The 25,337-nt window shown below is 45.8% G+C and carries 20 protein-coding genes; 14 read left to right on the top strand and 6 right to left on the bottom strand.

What is annotated here, in order from left to right:
* Positions 1-85: 85 nt before the first annotated feature.
* Positions 86-2,719 carry a phosphoenolpyruvate carboxylase gene (gene ppc / locus R7Q46_RS23295; RefSeq protein WP_005381336.1) on the bottom strand — a complete coding sequence of 878 codons (2,634 nt, stop codon included), beginning with the start codon at positions 2,717-2,719 and terminating at the stop codon, positions 86-88.
* Positions 2,720-2,991: 272 nt separating this feature from the next.
* Positions 2,992-4,128 carry an acetylornithine deacetylase gene (argE, locus tag R7Q46_RS23290; protein WP_318077814.1) on the bottom strand — a complete coding sequence of 379 codons (1,137 nt, stop codon included), beginning with the start codon at positions 4,126-4,128 and terminating at the stop codon, positions 2,992-2,994.
* A 144-nt stretch (positions 4,129-4,272) separates the two neighbouring features.
* Here argE and argC point away from each other — a divergent pair, with 144 nt between their 5' ends.
* The 4 genes from argC (at position 4,273) to argH (ending at position 9,506) form a co-directional block, all read left to right on the top strand.
* The gene (argC, locus tag R7Q46_RS23285; protein WP_005382790.1) at positions 4,273-5,277 is read left to right on the top strand and encodes an N-acetyl-gamma-glutamyl-phosphate reductase; all 1,005 of its coding nucleotides are present in this window, start codon (positions 4,273-4,275) and stop codon (positions 5,275-5,277) included.
* Between the two features lie 21 nt (positions 5,278-5,298).
* Entirely contained in the window at positions 5,299-6,090 is a 792-nt protein-coding gene (gene argB / locus R7Q46_RS23280; protein ID WP_005381333.1) for an acetylglutamate kinase, read from the top strand.
* Between the two features lie 84 nt (positions 6,091-6,174).
* Positions 6,175-7,389, top strand: coding sequence for an argininosuccinate synthase (locus R7Q46_RS23275; RefSeq protein WP_017821738.1), 1,215 nt, complete (start codon positions 6,175-6,177; stop codon positions 7,387-7,389).
* A 242-nt stretch (positions 7,390-7,631) separates the two neighbouring features.
* Positions 7,632-9,506 carry an argininosuccinate lyase gene (argH, locus tag R7Q46_RS23270; RefSeq protein ID WP_167415490.1) on the top strand — a complete coding sequence of 625 codons (1,875 nt, stop codon included), beginning with the start codon at positions 7,632-7,634 and terminating at the stop codon, positions 9,504-9,506.
* Positions 9,507-9,700: 194 nt separating this feature from the next.
* On the opposite strand, the gene R7Q46_RS23265 is transcribed toward argH, so the two are convergent.
* The 3 genes from R7Q46_RS23265 to R7Q46_RS23255 all read right to left on the bottom strand — a co-directional run bounded on the left by R7Q46_RS23265 (position 9,701) and on the right by R7Q46_RS23255 (position 12,746).
* Positions 9,701-9,982 carry a DUF3624 domain-containing protein gene (locus R7Q46_RS23265; RefSeq protein WP_017633527.1) on the bottom strand — a complete coding sequence of 94 codons (282 nt, stop codon included), beginning with the start codon at positions 9,980-9,982 and terminating at the stop codon, positions 9,701-9,703.
* 372 nt (positions 9,983-10,354) lie between these two features.
* Positions 10,355-11,827 carry a dihydrolipoyl dehydrogenase gene (locus tag R7Q46_RS23260; protein WP_213872102.1) on the bottom strand — a complete coding sequence of 491 codons (1,473 nt, stop codon included), beginning with the start codon at positions 11,825-11,827 and terminating at the stop codon, positions 10,355-10,357.
* 190 nt (positions 11,828-12,017) lie between these two features.
* On the bottom strand, positions 12,018-12,746 hold the full coding sequence (locus R7Q46_RS23255) for a redoxin family protein (protein WP_053350732.1): 729 nt from the start codon (positions 12,744-12,746) through the stop codon (positions 12,018-12,020).
* 169 nt (positions 12,747-12,915) lie between these two features.
* Between R7Q46_RS23255 and oxyR the strand changes: the two genes are divergently transcribed.
* Positions 12,916-13,827, top strand: a complete 912-nt coding sequence (gene oxyR / locus R7Q46_RS23250) for a DNA-binding transcriptional regulator OxyR (protein ID WP_005381326.1) — start codon at positions 12,916-12,918, stop codon at positions 13,825-13,827.
* A gap of 53 nt (positions 13,828-13,880) precedes the next feature.
* On the opposite strand, the gene R7Q46_RS23245 is transcribed toward oxyR, so the two are convergent.
* A complete protein-coding gene (locus R7Q46_RS23245; RefSeq protein WP_005381325.1) occupies positions 13,881-16,442 on the bottom strand; it encodes a penicillin-binding protein 1A in 2,562 nt (853 codons plus the stop codon).
* Positions 16,443-16,586: 144 nt separating this feature from the next.
* Between R7Q46_RS23245 and pilM the strand changes: the two genes are divergently transcribed.
* From pilM to R7Q46_RS23200, 9 genes are all read left to right on the top strand, one after another.
* The gene (gene pilM, locus R7Q46_RS23240) at positions 16,587-17,603 is read left to right on the top strand and encodes a type IV pilus assembly protein PilM (RefSeq protein ID WP_318077813.1); all 1,017 of its coding nucleotides are present in this window, start codon (positions 16,587-16,589) and stop codon (positions 17,601-17,603) included.
* The gene (locus tag R7Q46_RS23235; protein ID WP_005381323.1) at positions 17,587-18,162 is read left to right on the top strand and encodes a PilN domain-containing protein; all 576 of its coding nucleotides are present in this window, start codon (positions 17,587-17,589) and stop codon (positions 18,160-18,162) included. Before pilM ends, R7Q46_RS23235 begins: the two co-directional genes overlap by 17 nt.
* Positions 18,155-18,748, top strand: a complete 594-nt coding sequence (locus R7Q46_RS23230; RefSeq protein ID WP_053350733.1) for a type 4a pilus biogenesis protein PilO — start codon at positions 18,155-18,157, stop codon at positions 18,746-18,748. The genes R7Q46_RS23235 and R7Q46_RS23230 overlap by 8 nt, the downstream gene beginning before the upstream one ends.
* Complete coding sequence (locus R7Q46_RS23225; protein ID WP_005382766.1) at positions 18,738-19,253, top strand: pilus assembly protein PilP; 516 nt, start codon at positions 18,738-18,740, stop codon at positions 19,251-19,253. The genes R7Q46_RS23230 and R7Q46_RS23225 overlap by 11 nt, the downstream gene beginning before the upstream one ends.
* A 25-nt stretch (positions 19,254-19,278) precedes the next feature.
* Positions 19,279-21,024, top strand: coding sequence for a type IV pilus secretin PilQ (locus R7Q46_RS23220; RefSeq protein ID WP_005382765.1), 1,746 nt, complete (start codon positions 19,279-19,281; stop codon positions 21,022-21,024).
* Between the two features lie 187 nt (positions 21,025-21,211).
* Positions 21,212-21,730, top strand: a complete 519-nt coding sequence (gene aroK, locus R7Q46_RS23215) for a shikimate kinase AroK (protein ID WP_005381319.1) — start codon at positions 21,212-21,214, stop codon at positions 21,728-21,730.
* Positions 21,731-21,762: 32 nt separating this feature from the next.
* Complete coding sequence (gene aroB, locus R7Q46_RS23210) at positions 21,763-22,863, top strand: 3-dehydroquinate synthase (RefSeq protein WP_005381318.1); 1,101 nt, start codon at positions 21,763-21,765, stop codon at positions 22,861-22,863.
* A 52-nt stretch (positions 22,864-22,915) separates the two neighbouring features.
* Positions 22,916-24,427: an SPOR domain-containing protein gene (locus R7Q46_RS23205; RefSeq protein WP_064354356.1), complete on the top strand. Its 1,512-nt coding sequence runs from the start codon at positions 22,916-22,918 to the stop codon at positions 24,425-24,427.
* A 69-nt stretch (positions 24,428-24,496) separates the two neighbouring features.
* On the top strand, positions 24,497-25,336 hold the full coding sequence (locus tag R7Q46_RS23200; RefSeq protein ID WP_005382762.1) for a Dam family site-specific DNA-(adenine-N6)-methyltransferase: 840 nt from the start codon (positions 24,497-24,499) through the stop codon (positions 25,334-25,336).
* Position 25,337 lies beyond the last annotated feature (1 nt).

Raw genomic sequence — 25,337 nt, 5'->3', positions numbered from 1 at the left:
TTTAAAATACAAAACGCCCGATGAAGTACATCGAGCGTTTTAGTTAAAAAGTGTCAACCCATATCAGGACGGGTCAATGAAACGATTAGCCTGTGTTGCGCATACCAGCAGCAATACCAGCAATCGTCACCATCAACGCTTCTTCCAAGTTTGCAGAGGCTTCTTCGGTTTGACGCGTGCGGTATAGCAGCTCTGCTTGTAGCATATTCAATGGCTCAACGTAGATATTGCGTAAGCGAATAGACTCGAGTCCCCAAGGGTCATGCTGCATCAAGTTTTCATTGTTCTCTACATTCAGTACCGCTTTGATGTCTTCTTGAAGCTGAGCACGAAGTTTTTCACCGAGTGGACGGAGCGACTCATCCACCAATCGCTCATCGTAGTAGCGAGAGATATCAATATTACACTTCGAGTACACCATCTCTAGCATGCCGAGACGAGTAGAGAAAAACGGCCATTCGCGGCACATCTCTTCGAGCAATGCTTGGTGGCCTTTATCGATCGAGTATTGAATCGCTTCACCTGCGCCTAGCCATGCAGGAAGTACCAAACGGTTTTGACTCCATGAGAAGATCCACGGGATTGCACGTAAGCTTTCTACTCCGCCCTTAGGGTTGCGTTTTGCAGGACGAGAACCAAGTGGCAACTTGCCGAGTTCGAGTTCTGGTGTTGCTTGGCGGAAGTAAGGCACGAAATCTGGCTCGCCACGAACCACATTTCGGTAAGACTCACAGCTTACTTCTGATAGCACTTCCATCAAGTCGCGCCATTCTTGTTTTGGCTCCGGTGGCGGTAACAAGTTGGCTTCCAGAATCGCACTTGCATATAGGTTAAAGCTATTTACTGCGACATCTGGGAGTCCCAGTTTAAAGCGGATCATTTCGCCTTGCTCTGTTACACGTAAACCGCCTTTCAAGCTTTTTGGTGGTTGCGACAAAAGCGCAGCATGCGCAGGTGCGCCACCGCGACCGACTGTGCCCCCACGACCATGGAATAGAGTTAGCTCAACGCCTTCTTCTTCAGCCACTTTAACTAACGATTCCATCGCATGATACTGAGCCCAACCAGCAGACATAACACCTGCATCTTTCGCTGAGTCAGAGTAACCAATCATGACCATCTGGTGGTTTTGGATAAAACCACGGTAAAGGTCAATCCCCATAAGCTGCTTGATGACCGATTCTGCGTTGTTCAAATCGTCTAGCGTTTCGAACAGAGGACACACATCCATGCGGTAAGGGCAACCTGCTTCTTGTAGCAGTAGATGAACGGCTAGTACATCAGAAGCGGTACGTGCCATTGAAATAACGTAAGCGCCAAACGCTTCACGCGGTTGTGCTGCAACAATCTTACAGGTATCCAAAACCTCTTTGACGGGTTCAGACGGTTCCCAATCACGAGGGAGAAGCGGACGTTTAGATGCCAGCTCGTTAGTTAGAAAAGCAATCTTATCTTGCTCACTCCATTGTTCGTAATCACCAATACCTAAGTAGCGAGTTAGTTCAGACAAGACGTCTGAGTGACGCGTGCTCTCTTGGCGGATATCAAGACGTACAAGATGGATACCAAATGCTTTTACGCGGCGTAGTGTATCCAGTAGTGAGCCGTTGGCTATTACACCCATGCCACATTCGTTTAGTGACTGGTAGCAGGCATACAGCGGTTCCCAAAGTTGCTCGACTTTTTGCAGTGGTGCTTTAACAGCCAGCTTTTGACCGTGGATCTTAGCATCTAGAATATCTTTGGTTTCATTGAGCAGAGTGCGTAATTGCTTCAGGATCGCACGGTATGGTTCGTGCTGATCTTCGCCAGCAAGTTCACGGACTTGATCGTTTGAAACTGTCATAGACAGCTCGCTGATCAACTCGTTGATGTCATTGAGATAAAGATCGGCGGCTTTCCAACGAGACAAAAGTAAGACTTCACGCGTAACGTTGTGAGTAACAAACGGGTTACCGTCACGGTCACCGCCCATCCAAGAGGAGAAGTGCACTGGGCGAGCATCAATGGGTAAACCTTCTCCAAGGTAAGATTTTAGACGGTCATTCATCTCACGTAGGAAGTCCGGTACTGCTTCCCATAGCGAGTTTTCAACGACCGCAAAGCCCCACTTTGCTTCATCCAACGGAGTTGGGCGTTGTTGTCGAATCACGTCTGAATGCCAGCCTTGGGCAATCAGTTGCTCTAGGCGGCGTTCGGTTTTTCTGCGCTCTTTAGAAGAAAGATCGCTTAGCTCCAACTTTGATAAGCACTCGTTTATCTTGACCAGTTTATTGATCATCGTACGGCGCGTAATTTCTGTTGGGTGAGCCGTCAATACCAATTCAATATTTAGATCACGAACCGCTTGGGCAGTGTCCAGTTTGCTCACATCGTTTTGTACCAGTTTAGAAAACAGCGAGTTAATCGCGTCTGGTTCGCAAATGTGCTCTTCACAATGGCGTGAAATCGTGTGGTATTGCTCAGCGATATTGGTGAGGTTTAGAAATTGGTTAAACGCGCGAGTAACGGGCGTTAGCTGCTCATCAGGTAGATGTTTGATTTCTTCGATCAAGCTGTCCCTGTCTGCTTGATTCCCTGCTTGAGCTGATTTGGATAATTTACGAATGGTTTCCACTTTCTCGAAGATTTCTTCGCCATGGGCATCGCGAATGGTGTTACCCAATAAGTGGCCTAACATGCGCACATTACTTTTGAGTGCGGCGTATTTCTCGTTCATTGTCGTCCTGCCTCGTAAAAAAACTACATCCATTGTCCTTGTTAAGACTCCAATCTAGCGAAAAGCACCAGTTATAGTCAAATAAAGCAGACTAAGTTTGCAATTATTCCGCTGTCTCCTGATTTAGAGCAAATTTACGGCAGCCATAGAGTAAGAAGTGAAAATTAATTACAAAATAACAAGTTAAATAAGTGTTAAGACTAGCGCTAAATTGTGAAGATAAAAAGATGCAGCTCAATCGAGCTGCACAGACTTTCGAGCTTAAACGCGTATTAACAGCAGTACTTGACCATCGCCTTTGAAAGCACATCAATTGTGGGGTCGATAAAGTCGAAGGATAGAAACTCATCCGGTTGATGGGCTTGGTCGATTGACCCAGGGCCGAGCACCAAGGTTGGACACAACTGCTGTAGAAATGGTGCTTCAGTACAGTAGTTCACGGTTTCTGAACTAGTTTGGCAAATCTCTTCAACACCACCAATAAATGGGTGGTCATGTTGGCATTCGTAACCCGGAATAGGCTCATGCAATGGAATAATCTCCAGTCTCCCTGGCCATTTCGCTTCGACTTCTTTTAATGCTCCGCGCAACATGTTCTCTAAACCATCAAGGCTAATGCCAGGAAGAGGACGCACGTCGTAATGCAGCTCACAGCAACCACAAATACGGTTAGCGCTGTCACCACCGTGAATGTGTCCAAGGTTTAGGGTAGGGCTTGGAATGGCAAAACCCGGATGGTGATATTCTTTAATCAATTTGTCACGCAGTTGCATCATGGCGAACATGACTTCATGCATGATCTCAATAGCGTTAACGCCAAGCGCTGGGTCCGATGAATGACCGGACTTGCCTGTTACGCGAATGGCATTTGCCACATGCCCTTTATGACCTCGAATTGGCACAAGGCTGGTGGGTTCACCAATGATGCAGTAATCCGGCTTAAATGGGGCGTTTGCTGTGAAATGTCGCGCGCCCAACATGGTGGTCTCTTCGTCACAAGTGGCTAATACGTAAAGTGGTTTGCTCTGCTTGCTCCAATCGACTTTCTTCACTGCTTCATAAATAAAGGCGAAAAAGCCTTTCATGTCTGCTGTGCCTAAACCGTAGAAGCGGTTGTCTTTTTCCGTCAGTTTATGCGGATCAAAATTCCATCGCCCTTGATCGAATGGCACGGTATCGCTATGGCCAACAAGTAAAAGGCCACCTTCACCCTCACCCATACGTGCGATCATATTGTGCTTGCCTGGCTCGACTTCGATCACTTCAACGCTAAAACCCAGATCTTTAAACCAAGATGCGAGTTTTTCGATGACTTTTGCATTGCCCTGATCCCAGCTCGGATCCGTGGAGCTGATAGAAGAGGTGCTGATGAGTCCTTCATAGACCTCTAGAAAAGTTGGTAATTGCATGGATTCTTCAAATCTCCTGTTGACAGACAGACCATAAAAATGTAAAACACATATTAAATCATATTTAATGAATAAAAAATCAAAATAAAGCAAAAATTAAATATGAATAGTCATTTGAGCCTTTAAGTATATGGATGTTACACAATGCTAAAAACCACGATTATTGGAGCCAGCGGTTACACCGGCGCAGAGTTAGCGTTAATGGTTAATAAACACCCACAACTCACGCTATCAGGTTTATACGTTTCCGCCAACAGTGTTGATGCGGGAAAGAGCATCGCGCAGCTGCACGGTAAGCTAGCGGGCATCATTGATATGCCAGTTTTACCACTAACGGATCCACTGCAAATCGCTCAAGAATCGGACGTGGTGTTTTTGGCAACGGCTCACGAAGTCAGCCATGATTTAGCCCCAACTTTCTTGGAGGCAGGCTGTCAGGTATTCGATTTATCGGGTGCATTCCGTGTGAAAAGTGAAGGCTTTTACGACACTTTTTATGGCTTCGAACATCAACATAACAACTGGCTAGATAAAGCAGCATACGGCTTAGCAGAGTGGAACCAAGAATCAATAAAAACCACTCCTTTGATTGCAGTAGCAGGTTGCTACCCAACCGCTTCACAGCTTGCAATCAAACCTTTATTAGAACATGCGTTGCTCGATACCAACCAATGGCCAGTGATCAACGCAACCAGTGGTGTATCAGGTGCAGGGCGTAAAGCCTCCATGGTTAACAGCTTCTGTGAAGTGAGCTTGCAACCTTATGGTGTCTTTAACCATCGTCACCAGCCAGAGATTGCTCAGCACTTGGGTTGCGATGTGATTTTTACTCCGCACCTCGGCAACTTTAAACGCGGCATTCTTGCCACTATCACCATGAAGCTTGCGCAAGGTGTGACAGAAGCACAAGTGGCACAGGCGTTTGAACAAGCTTATCAAGGCAAGCCTGCGGTGCGTCTTAAAGGCGACGGTATTCCACGTATTCAGGATGTCGAAAATACCCCTTTCTGTGATATCGGCTGGAAGGTACAAGGCGAACACATCATTGTGATTTCAGCTATCGACAACCTACTTAAAGGTGCATCGAGTCAAGCGATGCAATGTCTCAATATTCATTACGGTTACCCAGAACTGACAGCGTTGCTGTAGTCGTTGAAAGAGGGAAATGCGATGACGCAAACCAATCAAGCTCCTTTAGTCATTAAGCTAGGTGGTGCAGCTCTATCATGCACTCAAACCTTAAGCCAACTTTTTGGTGCCATTGCGGCTTACCAAAAATCGGCACAGCGACAAATCGCCATCGTTCATGGCGGTGGCTACCTAGTTGATGAGTTGATGGCAAAGCTTCAGCTTGAAACCGTTAAGAAAAACGGTTTACGCGTAACGCCTTACGATCAAATTCCTGTGATTGCAGGCGCGCTTGCAGGCACTGCGAATAAGTTACTTCAAGGTCAAGCGATTGCGGACGGTCTTAACGCTGTGGGCCTTAGCCTTGCGGATGGTGGTTTGTGTCTTGTTGAAGAACTTGACCCAGAACTCGGCGCGGTAGGCAAAGCATCACCGGGTGACTCAGCACTATTACAAGCGGTGCTAAACACAGGTGCACTGCCGATCATCAGTTCAATTGGTTTAACCAAAGATGGCCAGATGATGAATGTGAATGCTGATCAAGCAGCAGTCGCGGTTGCGGGCGCATTAGATGCGGAGTTAGTCCTGTTATCAGACGTGAGTGGTGTATTAGATGGAAAAGGCCATTTGATCAAAACCCTGTCAGAGCAGCAAGCTAACTCGTTGATCGATGGACATGTGATCACCGATGGCATGATCGTCAAAGTTAAAGCCGCTTTGGAGGCCGCCAATGATCTTGGCCGTCCAATTGAAGTCGCGACCTGGCGTTACCCAGAAAAATTAGCACAGTTATTCGCTGGTGAAAGTATTGGTACTCAATTCTTGCCTCAATAAGCATCAGCAAAAGAATTCAATATTAGGAAGTCGTAGTTGGCACTGACCGCCGAGCGCAGCGCCAGTTAAGTTTGGAGAAAAAACATGAGCAAAGTGAACGTAAATAAAGTGGTAGTCGCATACTCAGGCGGTCTAGATACTTCAGTAATTATCCCGTGGCTAAAAGAGAACTACGACTGTGAAGTAGTGGCTTTCGTTGCCGATGTTGGTCAAGGTGCCGAAGAGCTAGAAGGCATTGAAGCGAAAGCAAAAGCCTCCGGTGCTTCTGAATGCTACATCGCTGACCTGAAAGAAGAAATGGTCGCAGACTACATTTACCCAACGCTAAAAACCGGCGCGTACTACGAAGGTAAGTACCTGCTAGGTACATCAATGGCGCGTCCAATCATTGCTAAAGCGCAGGTTGAAGTGGCACGTAAAGTGGGCGCGGACGCACTGTGTCATGGCTGTACAGGTAAAGGTAACGACCAAGTGCGTTTCGAAGGTGCATTCGCTGCACTAGCACCGGACTTACAAGTGATTGCACCTTGGCGTGAGTGGGACCTAGTGAGCCGTGAAGAGTGTTTGGATTACCTCGCTGAGCGTAATATTCCTTGCTCTGCGTCTCTTACTAAGATCTATTCACGTGATGCAAACGCATGGCACATTTCGACGGAAGGCGGCGTTTTAGAAGATACTTGGAACGCACCAAACGAAGACTGCTGGGTGTGGACTGTCGACCCAGAGCAAGCGCCAAATGAAGCGGAATACGTCACGCTGAAAGTAGAAAAAGGTGAAGTGGTCGAAGTTGATGGTGAAGCGATGACACCATACAACGCACTGGTTTACCTAAACGAGAAGGGCGCTAAGCACGGTGTTGGCCGTATCGATATCGTGGAAAACCGTCTTGTTGGAATGAAGTCTCGTGGTTGCTATGAAACACCGGGAGGCACCATCATGATGGAAGCGCTGCGCGCTGTAGAGCAGCTTGTGCTAGACAAATCATCATTCGAATTCCGTGAGGAGCTAGGTCTAAAAGCGTCTCACCTTGTATACGATGGCCGTTGGTTTACGCCACTATGTAAATCGATCCTTGCTGCTTCAGAAGAGCTAGCGCAAGACGTTAACGGTGAAGTGGTTGTTAAGCTTTACAAAGGTCAAGCGACAGTGACGCAAAAACGTTCTGACAACAGCTTGTATTCAGAAGAGTTCGCGACTTTTGGTGAAGATGAAGTTTACGACCAAAGCCATGCAGGTGGCTTCATCCGTCTTTACTCGCTATCAAGCCGTATTCGTGCATTGAACAGCCAGAAGAAATAATCCCTTAACATCCATCTTGGATTGAATAAAGACCCGCCATTTATAGGCGGGTCTTTTGGTTTCTAAAAGCGGGTACCTAAATTTGGCTTGAATATATATGTAAAAATATTGAATTTATACTTTATTTTTTATCGAAATTGCCGTAACGTTGACCCATAAGAAAAAGTGAGCAAATGACCATCAAATTGGTTACTACTCATTCGAGAACGTTAGAGTAAGCAATAGTCATCAGGAGAGACGCAATGGCATTATGGGGCGGAAGATTTACCCAAGCGGCAGACACCAGATTTAAAGAGTTCAATGATTCGTTGCGTTTTGACTACCGATTGGCTGAGCAAGACATCGTAGGTTCAATCGCATGGTCTAAAGCTCTGCTTTCTGTTGATGTGCTATCGGCAGAAGAACAGCAAAAACTGGAACTTGCTTTAAATGAGCTGAAGTTAGAAGTGATGGAAGACCCTCACCAAATTCTTCGCTCTGATGCAGAAGATATCCACTCTTGGGTTGAACAGCAGCTAATCAGTAAAGTGGGAGATTTAGGTAAAAAACTCCACACTGGGCGTTCTCGTAATGACCAAGTCGCCACAGACTTGAAACTTTGGTGTCGTCAGCAAGGTCAGCAATTGTTGATTGCTTTAGATCGCCTACAAGCACAAATGGTCCATGTTGCTAAACAGCACCAAGGCACCGTATTGCCAGGCTATACTCATCTTCAGCGTGCTCAACCTGTAACCTTTGCTCACTGGTGCTTGGCTTATGTTGAAATGTTCGAGCGTGACTACTCTCGTCTGAATGATGCCTTACAGCGTCTCGACACTTGTCCACTTGGCTCGGGTGCGTTAGCGGGAACGGCTTATCCGATTGACCGCGAACAATTAGCACATAATCTCGGTTTCCAACGTGCTACGCGTAATTCACTCGATTCGGTTTCAGATCGTGATCATGTGATGGAACTGATGTCGGTGGCGTCGATTTCTATGCTTCACCTTTCTCGTCTTGCAGAAGATATGATCTTCTACAATTCAGGCGAGTCAAACTTCATTGAGTTAGCGGATACGGTGACATCTGGTTCGTCATTAATGCCACAGAAGAAAAATCCAGATGCACTTGAGTTGATCCGTGGTAAGACAGGGCGTGTCTATGGCGCATTATCGAGCATGATGATGACAGTTAAAGCCTTGCCATTGGCGTACAACAAAGACATGCAGGAAGATAAAGAAGGGTTGTTTGACGCTTTAGATACATGGAACGACTGCATGGAAATGGCAGCTCTGTGTTTTGACGGTATTAAAGTGAATGGCGAGCGCACACTAGAAGCGGCGAAACAAGGTTACGCAAACTCGACGGAGTTAGCTGATTACCTAGTGGCGAAAGGCATCCCATTCCGTGAAGCTCACCACATCGTCGGTGTCGCGGTCGTTGGTGCTATTGCTAAAGGTTGTGCGCTAGAAGAACTGTCTATCGAAGAGTTAAAAGCCTTCTCAGAGGTCATTGAAGCGGATGTGTATGACATCCTGACTATCGATTCGTGTTTGGAAAAGCGTTGTGCTTTGGGTGGTGTTTCGCCTCACCAGGTCGCTTACGCGGTAGAACAAGCGGATAAGCGCCTGAGCCAACGTGATAGCTCGGCGGTGAAAGTGCGTCCTGCACGTTTGACGGACATTGAAACGTTGGAAGGTATGGTTGCTTACTGGGCGAACCTTGGTGAGAATCTTCCGCGCTCTCGTAATGAGCTCGTGAGAGATATTGGCTCTTTCGCGGTGGCTGAGCATCATGGTGAAGTGACGGGTTGCGCTTCTCTATATGTGTATGACTCAGGGTTGGCTGAAATACGCTCTCTTGGTATCGAAGCGGGCTGGCAAGGCCAAGGGCAGGGCAGTGCGATTGTGAACTATTTGGTTGAGAAAGCGCGCCAGATGGCGATCAAGAAAGTCTTTGTTCTAACACGAACGCCTGAGTTCTTTATGAAGCAAAGCTTTTTACCGACATCGAAGTCATTACTGCCGGAGAAAGTTCTGAAAGATTGCGATCAGTGCCCACGTCAACATGCATGTGATGAGGTAGCGCTTGAGATCAATTTAATGGAGCAAGTGATCCAAAAAACGCATGTGGCATGAACTGAAGTTGTGGAGTGATTTTATTAGCATTCAATGACATAGTCATTTTCCTGCTTACTTACATCAGTATTCGCTAAAAAAATCGAAAAAATTTGGAACCTTTGAGAGGAAGCCCGGTCTATTAAAGTACCACTGCTTTTTCTTAGAAGAATCTAAGAGAGCCCCAGAACTGACATTGGTTTTGGGGCTTTTTTCTATCTGTCACTTTTCTCTTTTTTATTCGCCTTTTTTTGTCCCCGTCGACGCTGCCAAGGCAAGATGACAAAACGCATCCATAAGTGTAAAAACAACAAAACGTTGAAAGCGAAGCCGGCAAAGATCAAAGCGATCGACTCGATGCTTTGTGGATCATCTTTGAGCGTAAACCACCATACAATCCAACACAGTACAGAAAGTACCGTCAATTGATCCAAGCATCGTTGGCAACGTCCAAGTTTTTTCCAAAACCAATGTTCTTCGCAGCGGCGACAAGTCATAGTGTTTTCCAAACCATTAGTGTTGCTTCAGATTATATATCTAACTAAATGGTGGAAAGCGTTTCTTACACGGGCTTAGATCGCCATGACACAACCAAAAATGGAAAGTTAGCTTTGTAAAAGCTTTGTGGCACGTAATTGATGTATGGTGCGCTGTCAGTCTTTAACAGGAAATATAATGATGTCGACAGAGTTGAAACTTGCGCTGAGTATCGCTGGTGGGTTCTTTATGATCGGTGTTGTCGCGATTTGTATGGTCAGCCGCTATGCAATGATGGCAGCGTAAGAGAGATTTCATTGCGCCGAAGTAGTAAAGCAAAGCCTCGTTGATGACGAGGCTTTGCTTTATATTTAGATAGAAGCCTGAAAGCGTTAGCAGCCAGGGCCGCAGTCAAGACAATGTTTCACCATTTCTGGCCCTAAGTGTAGTTTTGCATTCAAATCACGTAGAGCGGTGCGGACGCCTTCTTCAATCACTGGGTGATAGAAGGGCATATCTAACATCTCAGAAATCGTCATCCTATTTTGGTGCGCCCATGCTAAAAGGTGAGCAAGATGCTCTGCATTCGGGCCCATCATTTCTGCACCTAAAAAACGTCCAGTGCCTTGCTCTCCGTAGACATGCAGAATGCCTTTATTACGAAGCATGACGCGCGAACGTCCTTGATTTTCAAACGAGACTTCACCGGTTGCGAAACATCCACATGTGCCTAGACGTGTTTCTAGTTGTTTATATGTTTCGCCAACCATAGCAATTTGAGGGTCGGAGAACACGGCTGAAATTGGTGAGCGACGCAGACCCGCACGAATATCTGGGAAACGGCCTGCGTTGTCTCCAGCAATACGGCCTTGGTCAGCGGCTTCGTGCAGCAGTGGAATTTGGTTACTTGCATCACCTGCGATGAAGATGCTCTCTACCGAAGTTTGCAATGTATAGTGATCCGCCGTTGGTACGCCACGTTCATCGAGAGCCACATTGGTGTTCTCGATCGCCAGCTTATCGACGTTTGGACGACGACCCGTTGCGGCCAATACGTAATCGACAACGAAAGTTTCTAATTCGCCATCATGGTTGATGAATTGGATTTCGACCTTGTCTTCGCCGTCATTGTCTGACGAAGCAATGCGTTTCATGCTTTCGACTTTTACATTTGCATCAAGGTAGAACTCTTCCTTAAAGGCTTTATCTGCATACGCCATCACCTCTGGGTCTGTCAGTGGGCCCACTTGTCCTCCAAGGCCAAAGAGCTTCACGTTCACCCCTAGGCGGTGTAAAGCCTGACCCAATTCAAGACCGATGACTCCTGGGCCAAATACTGCCACGGACTCTGGTAAGTCATCCCAGTCAAACACATCATCGTTAATCACTAGGCGATCACCCAGTTCATTCCAAGCTGCCGGATATGCTGGACGAGATCCTGTCGCAATAACAATGCGCTGTGCGGTGACCTGAGTATGATCATCTATGATGAGAGTGCGGTCATCGGCAAACTTCGCGTAGCCCGATAGTTTGTCTTCAGCGGGAATATCATCGACACTTTCAAGCACAAAGCCAACAAAACGATCGCGTTCGCGCTTTACACGATCCATAACTGCTCGTCCGTTAATTAGTACTTCACCTTGCGGGTGTATCCCAAATCCAGGTGCTTTTTCGATTTGATGAACACTTTCTGCTGCCGCAATTAACAGCTTAGACGGCATGCATCCGACACGAGCACAGGTTGTTCCGTAGGGACCGCCCTCAATCATTACCACGCTGTTGGTATGAGCTTTTGCTGCTCGATAAGCACCAAGACCAGCCGTCCCGCCACCAATAATCGCTACGTCGACATTAACTTGTTTCATCGTGAACTCTCGCTTTTGTTTTAAGCCAAGCTAGCTACATTGAGCTTGGAGAGTGAATTGGATAGTTGAATCTGGATAAGTAGTCACCTTATTGGCAGATGACTACTTATCTAGACTAGTAGAAGAAGTGGTTTAGGGTTGGCCTCCGAGCCAAAGGCACCGGAGACCGAGGGTGTAGGCTATGGACAGCTTAGCCTAGATACGCTTCTAGCTCTTCGCTACCACCGATGTGCTTGCCACCGATAAAGACTTGTGGAACAGTCGTGCGACCAGATATAGCTCGTAGACTAACTGTTGTTGCGTCTTTACCCAGAATCACTTCTTCATATTGAAGACCGTGGTCAATTAGATTTTGTTTCGCTTTCATACAGAAAGGGCAGCCTGGTTTAGTGAACACCGTGATGGATTCTTGCGTTTTGTAGTCAGGCGCTATGTAGTTCAGCATCGTATCTGCGTCTGACACCTTGAATGGGTCGCCTGGTTCGTTTGGCTCAATGAACATTTTTTCCACTACGCCATCTTTTACTAGCATGCTGTAACGCCATGAACGTTTGCCAAAGCCGATGTCATTTTTATCCACTAACATACCCATGCCATCGGTGAATTCACCATTACCATCCGGGATGAAGGTAATGTTTTCTGCTTCTTGGTCTTGTTTCCATGCATTCATCACGAACGTATCATTGACCGAGACACAAATAATCTCATCCACTCCGTGCTCTTTAAATACAGGGAACAATTCGTTGTAACGAGGTAGATGGCTTGATGAACAGGTTGGAGTAAATGCACCCGGTAAGCTAAATACGATGACGGTCTTACCTTTAAATAGCTCATCGGTCGTTACATTCACCCAAGCGTCACCTTGACGAACTGGAAAAGTAACTTGAGGGACTTGTTGACCTTCTTTAGATACAAACATAATGATTTCCTTTAACTATTTTAAATTATGCGTATAGAGCTTAGCGTTTTTCGTCGCTCTGTTTCGTTTTGTTGAGCCCATTATTGTAAAAATCCTTTGATAGCTCTAATCGTTTGGTGTTATGGTTTTGATAGGTATTAGCTATTGTTATAGAAGCGAAGCGTGAATTATGAATATTCGAGATTTTGAGTACTTAGTTGCACTTGCGGAACATAAGCACTTTCGCAAAGCGGCAGAGGCATGTTTTGTTAGTCAGCCAACACTGAGTGGGCAAATTCGTAAACTAGAGGATGAACTCGGGACCACGCTTTTAGAGCGAAGCAGCCGACGTGTTTTGTTTACCGATTCAGGGTTACAGCTGGTGGAGCAGGCTAAACGCATCTTAAGTGAAGTGAAAACCTTCAGAGATATGGCAAGCGGTCAAAGCGGAGCCATGACTGGACCGATGCATATTGGTTTCATCCCGACGGTTGGGCCTTATCTATTACCCAAAATTCTGCCGCAGATAAAAGAAGCATTTCCTGAGCTGGAGCTATTTCTGCACGAAGCTCAGACACATCAATTAGTGCGTCAATTGGAAGAAGGCAAACTAGATTGCTTAGTTTTAGCTTCGGTTGATGAAACTGCGCCATTTAAAGAGATCGAAGTGTATCAAGAGCCATTAAGTGTCGCAGTGCCATGTGACCACGAGTGGGCCTCTCTCGACCATGTTGATATGTTGGAGCTGAATGGTAAAACCGTTTTAGCGTTGGGAGACGGCCACTGTCTGCGAGATCAAGCGTTAGGTTTTTGTTTTGCCGCTGGTGCAAAAGACGATGAGCGTTTTAAAGCCACCAGCTTGGAGACGTTACGCAACATGGTTGCTGCCGGTGCGGGGATTACGTTATTGCCTCAGCTTTCTATCCCTAATGAGAAGCAAAAAGATGGCGTATGCTACGTACCAGCTGTTAACCCAACCCCCTCGCGTAATATCGTTCTCGTATACCGTCCGGGCTCACCATTACGAGCTAGGTTTGAAGCTTTAGCAGCGAAGATTAAAGAGGTGTTGGCTTCTTATCCATCATTGAATGCTGCAGCATAAGAAGCAGACATAAAAAAGGGAGAGCTTGATGCTCTCCCTTGTGCTTTTGTGATTTAGAACAGTTCTTCTGCGCCAGAGCCTGAAGAATAAATACTATCTTCTAAACGGTCGCCAGCGTATTCGGTAGGCTCCGTGCCTTTTTCAAAGTATTCGAACATTGATGTGCTATCTACCTTGTGCGTTAGCATACCGCTGTTGCGATCAATACGAACTCGAATAATATCCTCTGGAATATTTTTACCTTGCTCCGGCGTCCCTTCTAGCGCAACACGCATGAAGTCAATCCAAGCAGGCTCTGCGGTTTTCGCACCCGACTCGGCACCAGAAATTTGGCCTTGCCCTAGGTTGCTGTTAACAGTGGTGCGGCCAAGTGCACGTGAGTGATCATCAAAGCCAACCCAAGCTATCGCAACGACACCAGGTCCATAGCCATTGTACCAAGCATCCTTGGAATCATTCGTTGTACCCGTTTTACCCCCGATATCACGACGACCAAGTTTTTGCGCGCGCCAGCCTGTACCATTCCAACCTGTGCCTTCACGCCAGTTACCGCCACCCCAAATGTTGCTGTACATCATCTCACGCATTAAGAATGCATTCTGTTCAGAGATAACTTGCGGTGCATATTGAGGTTCATCATTTTCAAGGGCATTGTCTGTTGCTAGGCCATCAATTGCGACGTCTTGTTCGCCAAATTCATCAGCGTAGCGATTTTCTGGCTGCTCGCTCATTTGCGGGCAATCCTTATGACAAACACTCTTTGGATTGGCTTTAAACAGTACTTCACCGAATGCATCTTCCACGCGTTCTACATAGAATGGTTCAACGTAATAACCACCGTTCGCAAACACAGAGTAACCTTGTGCCACTTTCATTGGTGTTAAGCTGCCAGCTCCGAGTGCGATGGTCTCAGAGCGTGGTACTTGGTTAATATCAAAACCGAAACGAGTAAGGTACTGACGTGTCTCCTCGAGGCCAACTTCACGGAGTGTACGCACTGCCATGACGTTTTTTGATTGAGCTAAGCCGAGGCGAAGACGCGTTGGACCACCATAAGTCGGTGGTGAGTTTTTTGGTCGCCAAGCTGAACCAGAACCTGCATCCCACTTGTTAATCGGCGCATCGTTAATCAAAGTCGCTAGAGTCAGCCCTTTGTCAATTGCTGCCGAGTAGATGAAAGGCTTGATACTTGAACCAACCTGACGCACTGACATGGTTGCACGGTTAAACTTGCTGTGAACAAAGTTGAAACCACCAACCAGCGACAATATCGCGCCATTTTCTGGGTTCATCGCAACAAACGCGGTGTTTGCTGTCGGCACTTGGCTCAGTTTCCAGCTCAGTGTTGTGTTGTCATCTTCATCGGTTTCACTTACTTCGCGAACCCAAACTTGTTGACCTGTCGCTAGCACATCATGCGCTGACTTTGGTGTTGAGCCTTGGCGGTTATCAGTAATGTACTTACGCGCCCAGTGCATTCCAGTCCAAGGGATGGTTTGCTCTTCATGGTTCTTAACCCATACTTGTGCCGTCTTATCATCGACTTTCGTCACAACCGCAGGGTAAAGGTCACCATAAGTTGGCTGTTTCTTCAGGTGCTTTTCTATTTGCTCATTGTCCCAGGCCGCTTCCCCTTCTTTCCAAAGCACACTTTCTGCACCACGGTAGCCATGACGTTCATCGTATGACAAGAGGTTATTTACCGCAGACGTATTTGCAGCATCTTGCAGTTTAGAATCCACAGTCATGTAGATATTCAAGCCAGAGGTATAAGCTTCTTCTTCACCGTATTCTTTTACTGCCCATGCACGAGCCAACTCTGCTACGTAAGGTGCGGAAAGCTCAATCTCAGCGCTATGATAACGCGCCACAATAGGCTCATTGCGTGCTTCGTCATACTGCTCTTGTGTAATGTATTTCTCATCAAGCATTCGCATTAATACAACGTTACGGCGTTTTGTTGCGCGCTCAAGAGAGTAAATTGGGTTCATGGTTGATGGCGCTTTTGGCATACCAGCGAGTGTTGCAATCTCACTTAACGTCAATTCATCAAGGCTCTTACCAAAATACACTTGAGCGGCAGCACCAAAGCCATATGAGCGGTAACCAAGGAAGATTTTATTGACATAAAGCTCCATGATTTCTTGCTTACTTAAAAGCTGCTCAATATGGATAGCAATAAAAATCTCTTTAATCTTACGCATGATCTTCTTCTCATTAGATAAGAAGAAGTTACGAGCTAGCTGTTGCGTAATCGTACTTGCACCCTGTTTAGCCGAGCCTGAAACCGCAACAACAACCGCTGCACGAGTGATGCCGATAGGGTCGATACCAGGATGCTCATAGAAACGACTATCTTCGGTTGCGATGAGCGCGTGAATTAAGTCTTGAGGAATTTCGTCATAAGTAACAGGAATACGACGCTTTTCACCGAACTGTGCGATCAGCTTCCCGTCTTGACTAAACACCTTCATAGGTGTTTGTAATTCAACGTCTTTTAGAGTTGCAACATCTGGCAATTCAGGCTTCACGTACTGATAGAAGCCAAATATTGTGGTGACTCCAAGAATTATGCAAATCAATGTTAAAAATAATAAACGCTTTATGAACTTCACCGGAGAATCCCTGATTGGTTGAGGCTGTGTAACGGCAAACCCTTGTACTCTTAGGTCAAAAATTTAGCACATAAGAGATATTAACTCTTATTTGGATGCTAATAACAACCTTTGCACGAAGAAATTTCGGAGCGAGAGTAAGAGATGGATAAGCTAATCGTTACCGGCATCGATATAGGCCATAACAGCCTCAAAGCCGTAGTACTTAAACCCACAGGCAACAATTACGCTCTGTTGGGTTACAAAGAAATATTACTAAAGGAAGGTATTGTCGCTGAAAATAACACCATAAATCATCAAGAAATTGTAAAGACCCTCAAGCAGATAAAAAAAGAACTGCCTTTTGGTGCTAAAAAAGTTGCGGTCTCAGTTCCTGATAACTCGGTAATTAGCAAGAAACTGCAAATAGAACAAAATCTTGAAGAGAGTGAAGTTGAGTTTGCAGTGATACAAGCCTTTTCTCATCAATCGCCATTCCCTGTCGAAGAGCTGAGTTTAGACTTCGTTCGTCTTCGCGCGGAGGGCGGGCAGAGTGGCAGTGATAGCTATCAAGTGTTTGCGACAAGAAAAGATGTGGTAGAAGGCCGAGTTGATGCATTACAAAAGTCCGGACTAAAACCTGTTTTAGTGGACGTGCATTCGCAAAGCCTTGGTCATATCTGGAAGCTCACCGCCGATCGCTTTCCTGACAAAAACAAATACTGCTTACTCGATATTGGCACCTTATCGAGCTCCTTCACCATGTTTACCGAACAAGGTGAACTGTTTCACAAAGAGTTTGCTTACGGCACACGCGGAGCAAACAGCGCTTCTCCAGTCGATTTTCTGTCCGATGATGCTCAGGAGAAAACAGAGCTGTTTAACCGTCAAATCGTAGAGCGAGTAAAGCGCCAGATGCAGCTCTATACCTCAATCAATGGCTCACAAAACATCAAGGGTATCTGGTTATCAGGGGAAGGGGCCTCCACTCCCATGCTCGCAGAGGAGTTGTCTCAACAATTGTCGTTAGAGTGTGAATTACTAAATCCGCTAGGGCTATTTGAGATGAAGGTGTCTAAGCGTAAGCGTCGTGCTGTGGATTGGCAGCATTTCTCAACAGCAGCCGGACTGGCCGTTCGTGGCATTCATTGGCTAGGAGGCGCCCGTGCTTTATCGCATTAATTTACTTCCTTGGCGAGAGAATCAAAGAGAAGAGCACCGACGTCGTTTCATCAGTTTGGTCGCATTAGGCATGTTGGTCGCTGTTGGCATCCAGTGGGGTATTGGAAAGTTTTTTGAGTACCAACAAGATCAACAACAGGAGCGGCTCGATTACCTCACTCACTACATTGCCGAACTCGACCAGCGTATTGAAGCAATGAAAATTGCAGAGCAAGAGCACAGCAAAATCCTCGAACGTCTAAAGGTCGTTGAAGGTTTACAAAACGGACGAAACAAAACGACCGAGTTCATGAACTTAATGCCTGCCGTTATCCCTGAAGGTGTATATGTTGACAAGATCAAAATGAATGATCTGGAAATTGAGATCTCTGGGATCTCAGATAGCACTCCAAAACTTGCCACGATGCTGGACAACATGGAGCGCTCGGCCAAGTTGAACGACGTAGAAATGCATTCCATCGTTCACGGCAAAGCCCGCTTTGGGAAAGAGTTTCAAACATTCAAAGTGTCTTTCATGTTCAAAGTAACGGAGAAGAAATTGGAGGCTCAACGTGGTTGATTGGCAGGATCTCGAAATAGATGAAATGGCTGAGTGGCCATTGTTGCCCCAAATTGTGGTAATCGCGCTTCTGATCATGGTGATTCAAGGCTTAGGTTATTGGTTTTACCTTAAACCGAAAGAAGAACAGTTGAATCACTTGATCCAGCAGGAGCAGACACTCAAGGTGGCATTGAAGATCAAAGCGAACAAAGTGGCAGCGTTGCCTCAGCTTCAATCTCAATTGGATGAACTTACCACTCGTTACGAGTTATTACTGCAGCAACTGCCTGCGCAAAAAGAGCTGGCTACAATGCTCGCTTCAGTGAATGAGCTTGGCATCGACAATAAGCTGACTTTCACCCGAATCGACTGGGGCGAAAAACAATCAGAGCACTTCCTTTATCGTCTCCCTTTAAACATTGAGTTAACGGGCGACTTTCATGACATCGGCCATTTTTCTCAGGCGATAGCGACGCTACCTCGAATCATCACGTTTAAAGATGTGACTTGGCAACGTGTCAGCCAAGAGAGCGAAACCCTGCACTTTCGGGTGCGTGCTAATACCTATCAGTTTAAGCCGGAGGAGACGAAAAATGACAAGTAAGTCTTTGTTGCTGGTACTGATGGGTTCTCTATTGATGGGCTGCCAGGCGAATGATGAATCATTGACGGATTTTATTCGAGGAGTGGAAACACAGGCGCGTCGAGAGGTCGAGAAGCTTAAGCCCGCAGACAAGTATGTTGCAGTCACGTACGCACCGGAAGTACAGCGTGCACCCTTTGAATTACCCAAAGAAGCCACCATCGCGACTCAGCCAGTTGCAAGAAAAGATTGTTGGCAACCGCCCTCAAGAAGGCGAACTGGCAAATTAGAAAAATTCCCATTAAGCCAATTACGTTTGAAAGGTGTCATGGGCATGGATAACACGGTTTCTGGCCTCGTTCAGGCTCCCAATGGCACCGTCTATAAAGTTAAGCCGGGTCAATACCTCGGACGCAATAATGGCAAAGTGACCCATGTCAGCCACTCCTATTTGTTGATTAATGAAACGTTGCCCGACGGCTTAGGATGTTGGCAAAAACGTAAAGTTAAGTTGGCTTTGAGATAGCCCCATTTATTTTTGATATTGAGTAATGAAAATGAGACAAGGATTAACACGTACACCAAGGATACTTACTGGGCTCTTCTCCTTATGGTTGTTTGTATTTTTAGCCCCTTTAGCGGCAGCTGAAGAAGTTTCGTCCAATGCCCTAAAAAGTATCGACTTTCGAACTAATAAAGATAAAGACGCCGTGATTGTCGTCGAATTGGCGTCACCGGCCGCGATTGTAGATATCAAGCGTGTACAGGAAGGGTTAAGTATCGATTTGCTTAACACTTCAGTAAAAGACGAGCAATTGTATCTCCTAGACGTGAAAGATTTTTCGACTGTGGTTGAGAGCGTAGAAGTGTTTCGCGACACCTCGACGACGCGCTTGGTTGCGCACATCAATGAAGAATACATGCATGATTACCGTTTAACGGGGCGTTTTTTGGAAATCAAAGTAGCGAAGATCAAACCCAATGAGAAAGCCCCAGATAAAAGCATTTTAGAAAGAGAAGGTAAGCTTATTTCGATTAACTTCCAAGATATTCCTGTGCGAAACGTCTTGCAGCTTATTGCTGATTACAACCAATTCAATTTGGTTGTCTCCGACTCTGTGGAAGGCAACCTCACGCTTCGTCTTGATGGTGTCCCTTGGCAGCAAGTGCTGGATATTATTTTGCAAGTTAAGGGGTTAGATAAGCGTGTTGATGGCAACGTGATTTTAGTTGCTCCGACTGATGAGCTGGACTTGCGTGAGAAGCAGCAGTTAGAAAAACAAAAACTGACGGAAGAAATGGGAGAGCTTTCATCTGAAATCATCAAAGTTAATTTTGCTAAAGCATCAGACATTGCGGAGATGATCAATGGAGAAGGAAATATCAGCATGCTGTCAGAGCGCGGCAGTATGACCATTGATGAGCGAACTAACTCGTTATTGATTAGAGAGTTACCTGAAAACATCGAGGTGATTCGAGAAATTATTGAGTCTTTGGATATTCCAGTTAAACAGGTTCAAATTGAGGCGCGTATTGTGACCATCAATGAAGGTAACATGGACGAGTTAGGGATTCGTTGGGGTTTTACGTCTATTAATGGCAGTAATACAGTGGGCGGTTCTATTGAGAACAACCTCGCCACGATCGGTCTCTATAATGGAGAAGGGGGTGATGACGGTGGTGACGGTGATGGAGTAGGGATCGATGACTTCCTAAATGTAAACTTAGCTGCAACCAGTCCGAATGCGACCAGCATTGCTTTTCAGGTCGCAAAGTTAGGTTCAGACACCTTGTTGGATCTTGAGCTTTCTGCTCTGCAACAAGAGTCTAAAGCTGAGATTATCTCGAGCCCACGTTTGATCACTACCAATAAGAAGCCTGCCTATATTGAACAAGGTACAGAGATTCCTTATCTTGAGTCATCATCAAGTGGTGCAACGACGGTGACGTTCAAAAAGGCGGTATTAAGTTTGAAGGTAACCCCGCAAATCACACCGGATAACCGCTTAGTATTGGATTTAAGTGTCACGCAAGATAGACCTGGACAAGTCGTGAAGACAGGCACTGGTGAAGCTGTTGCGATTGATACTCAACGTATCGGGACGCAAGTGTTAGTGAATAACGGTGAAACGGTCGTTCTTGGTGGTATTTTTCAGCACAGCATTACTAACTCGGTGGACAAAGTGCCTTTGTTGGGCGATCTTCCGCTATTAGGTGCGCTTTTTCGTCGAAGTTATGAAAATGTTGGTAAAAGTGAGCTGTTAATTTTCGTCACGCCTAAGGTGGTGATTCAGTAGTTCTGTCTCGGGAAAAACTGATTAAATCAAAAATAAAGTTGCAATAGTGGCACCATGCTTGGATAATTTCGGGTCTTATCACGAATTATCTGTGAGGAACTGGTGCCACAAGCCTTGTAGAACAGCAGTTTAGCTGTGTTTTCTTGTGGCGATCTTATTGAATCAATGTTGTAAATTACTGCTAAACATGGCTGAGAAACGTAATATTTTCCTTGTTGGCCCAATGGGCGCCGGCAAAAGTACAATTGGTAGACATCTAGCACAGCAACTGCATATGGAGTTTGTTGACTCCGATACAGTGATCGAAGAACGCACTGGTGCAGACATCTCTTGGGTTTTTGATGTAGAAGGTGAAGAAGGCTTCCGCAAGCGTGAAGAAGCGGTACTTGAAGACCTAACACAAGAGCAAGGCATCGTGCTTGCGACTGGCGGTGGCTCTGTTAAGAGCAAAGAAAACCGCAATCGTCTTTCGGCACGTGGTGTTGTTGTTTACTTAGAAACGACGATTGAAAAGCAACTTGCGCGTACAAACCGCGACAAGAAGCGTCCTTTACTTCAAACGGATAACCCTCGCGAAGTACTGGAGCAATTAGCTGAAGAACGTAATCCTTTATATGAAGAAGTAGCGGATTACACTGTTCGCACTGACGATCAAAGTGCAAAAGTGGTAGCCAACCAGATCGTAAAAATGCTAGAAGAGAGATAAGTCTTTATCTTTTTTTTAATTGGAGCAAACCGATGGAACGGATTACGGTCAACCTAGCTGAGCGTAGCTACCCAATCTCTATTGGCGCCGGGTTATTTGAGGACCCGGCGTACCTCTCTCAAGTTCTCTCAAACAAAAATGCAAAACAAAAAGTTGTTGTGATCAGTAATGTCACAGTGGCGCCTTTGTATGCAGACAAAATTTTAAAGCAACTCGAGCAGCTCGGTTGTAGTGCATCCTTGTTAGAATTGCCTGACGGTGAACAGTACAAAAACTTGGATGTATTTAATCAAGTAATGAACTTCTTACTGGAAGGGAGTTATGCTCGTGATGTTGTGATCATCGCGTTAGGTGGTGGTGTTATTGGCGACCTTGTGGGTTTTGCGTCTGCCTGTTACCAGCGTGGGGTCGACTTTATTCAAATACCGACCACATTACTATCCCAAGTGGACTCTTCGGTTGGTGGAAAAACCGCGGTTAACCATCCGTTGGGTAAGAACATGATAGGTGCGTTTTACCAACCTAAAGCAGTGATCATTGATACCAACTGCCTGTCGACGTTGCCTGAACGTGAGTTCGCTGCGGGTATCGCCGAAGTCATTAAGTACGGCATTATTTACGATGCAGATTTTTTTGTATGGTTAGAAGACAATCTTGAGCGCTTGTATGCGTTGGATGAAGAAGCACTAACTTATGCGATCGCACGTTGCTGTGAAATAAAAGCGGAAGTGGTGGCTCAGGATGAGAAAGAGTCGGGCATCCGTGCTTTGCTTAACTTAGGTCACACCTTTGGTCATGCGATTGAAGCGGAACTTGGCTATGGCAATTGGCTGCATGGTGAAGCGGTATCTTCCGGCACTGTTATGGCGGCCAAAACGTCGCATCTACGTGGTCTGATCTCGGAAGAGCAATTTGAGCGTATTGTTGCGATTTTGCGTCGTGCAAAACTGCCTGTGCATACTCCAGACAGTATGAATTTCGATGACTTCATCAAGCACATGATGCGAGATAAGAAAGTCCTCTCTGGTCAATTACGATTGGTTTTGCCTACAGGCATTGGCACTGCCGAGGTAATTGCTGATACGACGCAAGACGTACTCAAGCAGGCAATAGACTTCGGTCGCGATATTTAACCTTGTAATGGCGCCTTTGGGCGTCATTCTTGTAGTGTATTAAGGTTATTAGATGAGTGTTGCTCACGTACTGGAATTAGATTCTCAAATCGAGTTGCTTGATAGATTAGGTCTACTGACTAACTTTGGTTCCAATCTCATTGCGATTAATGGTCATGATGGGTACGGGAAATCTTGGTTAGCGCAGCGATACCTTGAAGTGGGTGCCAGTAACAAGAATCAATGTTTGTTACTTTGTCATTCTAATCAAGACGATGTGCAGCATCGCGTCCTTATTTTGAGTCAACTAGTTTCGGACGCATTGTTTAATCAGCAAGAGCCTTTACTTGATAGCCTTGAAAGGCTTTTAGGTGATGAGCCGTGTGACATTGCAATTGTTGTAGATGATGCGCATTTATTGAGTGAGACACTTATCTCTGAGCTTTGGATGCTGGTCTTAGAGGCGCACCATAAGCCAAATTGGACCATCAATGTCTTACTGTTTACACAGTCTGGACGTTTAGAAGGTTTGCTAGCACGTCTCAGTTATGGACAAGAGATAAAGCCTGTTGAGCTTGATATTGATATGTTGTCCGAAGTGGAAGCTCGTCGTTTCTTTGAGTCACTTGTAGCGCGCTACGTCGATGATGAGTCTGAGAAACGGGTTCGAGATGCATTTAAAAAAGTCGACCCAGTACCGGGGGACATCATGGCGTTAGGAGAGATGAAAGTGGAAAAAAGGATCATTATCCGCTCGATTGTCGGTTCACCCCTGAATATTGCGTTGGTGGTATTAGTATTACTGTTGCTTGCTGCTGGTGGCTATTGGTGGATGCTTAGTCAACCAAGTCCTGATGATAAGGCGCAGCAAATTGCTGGCAGTTTAGAGCAAACGGCTATTCCAACTTTTGAAGAGTCAGGAATCAGTGCAGCGCAGTCTTCACTGCAACCTGTAACCGATGGCTCTAGCAGTCCTGATAAGTCTGGTGCGGTTGATGATTCTGATTCATTACCGCCAGCAGTGACAGAAGAAGTAGCGAGCGTAGGCAGTGATGACAATCAACAAAGAGTGGTGATTGAGTCGAATGTGGTCGATGCATTGCTTGAAGGTAAAACTGATTCAGCAGACACAAAAGCGATTGATGACGTCGTAGGTATTGAGAAGACAGAAACCGCCGATGAAACTAGCTCTCCTTTGATTAAAGTCGTAAAACCGAATCAAGATATGGCGCAAGCACCTGCTCAGTCAGAAGAGGGTGACGTAAACCAACCTGTTGTGAAGTTTTCATTTGCCCGTGAAGAACTAAAAGCGCTATCGCCAAGAGCTTATACTTTACAACTCGCAGCTATGACCTCAATGGAAGATGTACAATCCTTTCTCAATGAGCATCAACTGAATAATCAAGTGCGAATTTATCCTACCGTTCGTAATGACACCGAGTGGTATATCATCACATATCAAGATTATCCGACAATTCAAATGGCTCGTGATGCCGTCGCAAGCTTGCCAGATTCGGTTAAGTCGGTGAGTCCTTGGGCAAAATCACTCCGTCAGGTTCACCGTGAAATTGAACGAGTGAAATAAACCTGAGCTTCCCTGAAAAATATGTTACATTCCGCAGCCTTAATTTTTGGTCGATAGATAGAGCAGTAGATGAAAAAGCAACGAGCCTTTCTTAAATGGGCAGGAGGAAAATACGGACTGGTTGAAGACATCCAACGTCATTTGCCGCCGGCTCGAAAGCTAGTTGAACCTTTTGTTGGTGCGGGCTCAGTGTTTCTGAATACCGATTATGACCATTATCTACTTGCAGATATCAATCCAGATTTGATCAATCTGTACAACCTGCTGAAAGAACGCCCTGAAGAGTATATCTCTGAAGCGAAGCGTTGGTTTGTCGCTGAGAACAACCGCAAAGAAGCCTACCTACACATTCGCGCTGAGTTTAATAAAACCGATGACGTGATGTACCGCTCTTTAGCGTTTTTGTACATGAACCGCTTTGGTTTTAATGGCCTATGCCGTTACAACAAAAAAGGTGGCTTCAATGTACCGTTTGGCTCTTACAAAAAGCCGTATTTCCCTGAGGCGGAACTGGAGTTTTTTGCAGAAAAAGCCAAAAAAGCTACGTTTGTTTGTGAAGGTTATCCTGAAACATTTCGTCGTGCGCGCAAAGGGAGCGTCGTGTATTGCGATCCACCTTATGCGCCGCTTTCAAATACGGCAAATTTCACCTCATACGCAGGTAATGGTTTCACGTTGGACGACCAAGCTGCATTAGCCGACATTGCTGAAAGAACAGCGACTGAACGTGGCATTCCTGTGTTGATTTCTAACCACGACACTACCTTGACACGTCGGTTGTATCACGGTGCGGATCTTAATGTGGTAAAAGTAAAGCGTACCATTAGCCGTAATGGTAACGGTCGTAATAAAGTTGATGAGCTACTTGCGCTTTTTCATGCCCCAGACATGGATAAATCAAGCTCTTAAT

This window comes from Vibrio sp. 811 (assembly GCF_033339195.1).
This window is presented reverse-complemented; position numbering and strand designations above follow the sequence as displayed.

What these genes read in the sequence shown, in the direction of transcription:
- ppc (WP_005381336.1), bottom strand. Translation starts at nt 2,719, where the DNA reads ATGAACGAGAAATACGCCGCACTCAAAAGTAATGTGCGCATGTTAGGC.
- argE (WP_318077814.1), bottom strand. Translation starts at nt 4,128, where the DNA reads ATGCAATTACCAACTTTTCTAGAGGTCTATGAAGGACTCATCAGCACC.
- argC (WP_005382790.1), top strand. Translation starts at nt 4,273, where the DNA reads ATGCTAAAAACCACGATTATTGGAGCCAGCGGTTACACCGGCGCAGAG.
- argB (WP_005381333.1), top strand. Translation starts at nt 5,299, where the DNA reads ATGACGCAAACCAATCAAGCTCCTTTAGTCATTAAGCTAGGTGGTGCA.
- R7Q46_RS23275 (WP_017821738.1), top strand. Translation starts at nt 6,175, where the DNA reads ATGAGCAAAGTGAACGTAAATAAAGTGGTAGTCGCATACTCAGGCGGT.
- argH (WP_167415490.1), top strand. Translation starts at nt 7,632, where the DNA reads ATGGCATTATGGGGCGGAAGATTTACCCAAGCGGCAGACACCAGATTT.
- R7Q46_RS23265 (WP_017633527.1), bottom strand. Translation starts at nt 9,982, where the DNA reads ATGACTTGTCGCCGCTGCGAAGAACATTGGTTTTGGAAAAAACTTGGA.
- R7Q46_RS23260 (WP_213872102.1), bottom strand. Translation starts at nt 11,827, where the DNA reads ATGAAACAAGTTAATGTCGACGTAGCGATTATTGGTGGCGGGACGGCT.
- R7Q46_RS23255 (WP_053350732.1), bottom strand. Translation starts at nt 12,746, where the DNA reads ATGTTTGTATCTAAAGAAGGTCAACAAGTCCCTCAAGTTACTTTTCCA.
- oxyR (WP_005381326.1), top strand. Translation starts at nt 12,916, where the DNA reads ATGAATATTCGAGATTTTGAGTACTTAGTTGCACTTGCGGAACATAAG.
- pilM (WP_318077813.1), top strand. Translation starts at nt 16,587, where the DNA reads ATGGATAAGCTAATCGTTACCGGCATCGATATAGGCCATAACAGCCTC.
- R7Q46_RS23225 (WP_005382766.1), top strand. Translation starts at nt 18,738, where the DNA reads ATGACAAGTAAGTCTTTGTTGCTGGTACTGATGGGTTCTCTATTGATG.
- R7Q46_RS23220 (WP_005382765.1), top strand. Translation starts at nt 19,279, where the DNA reads ATGAAAATGAGACAAGGATTAACACGTACACCAAGGATACTTACTGGG.
- aroK (WP_005381319.1), top strand. Translation starts at nt 21,212, where the DNA reads ATGGCTGAGAAACGTAATATTTTCCTTGTTGGCCCAATGGGCGCCGGC.
- aroB (WP_005381318.1), top strand. Translation starts at nt 21,763, where the DNA reads ATGGAACGGATTACGGTCAACCTAGCTGAGCGTAGCTACCCAATCTCT.
- R7Q46_RS23205 (WP_064354356.1), top strand. Translation starts at nt 22,916, where the DNA reads ATGAGTGTTGCTCACGTACTGGAATTAGATTCTCAAATCGAGTTGCTT.
- R7Q46_RS23200 (WP_005382762.1), top strand. Translation starts at nt 24,497, where the DNA reads ATGAAAAAGCAACGAGCCTTTCTTAAATGGGCAGGAGGAAAATACGGA.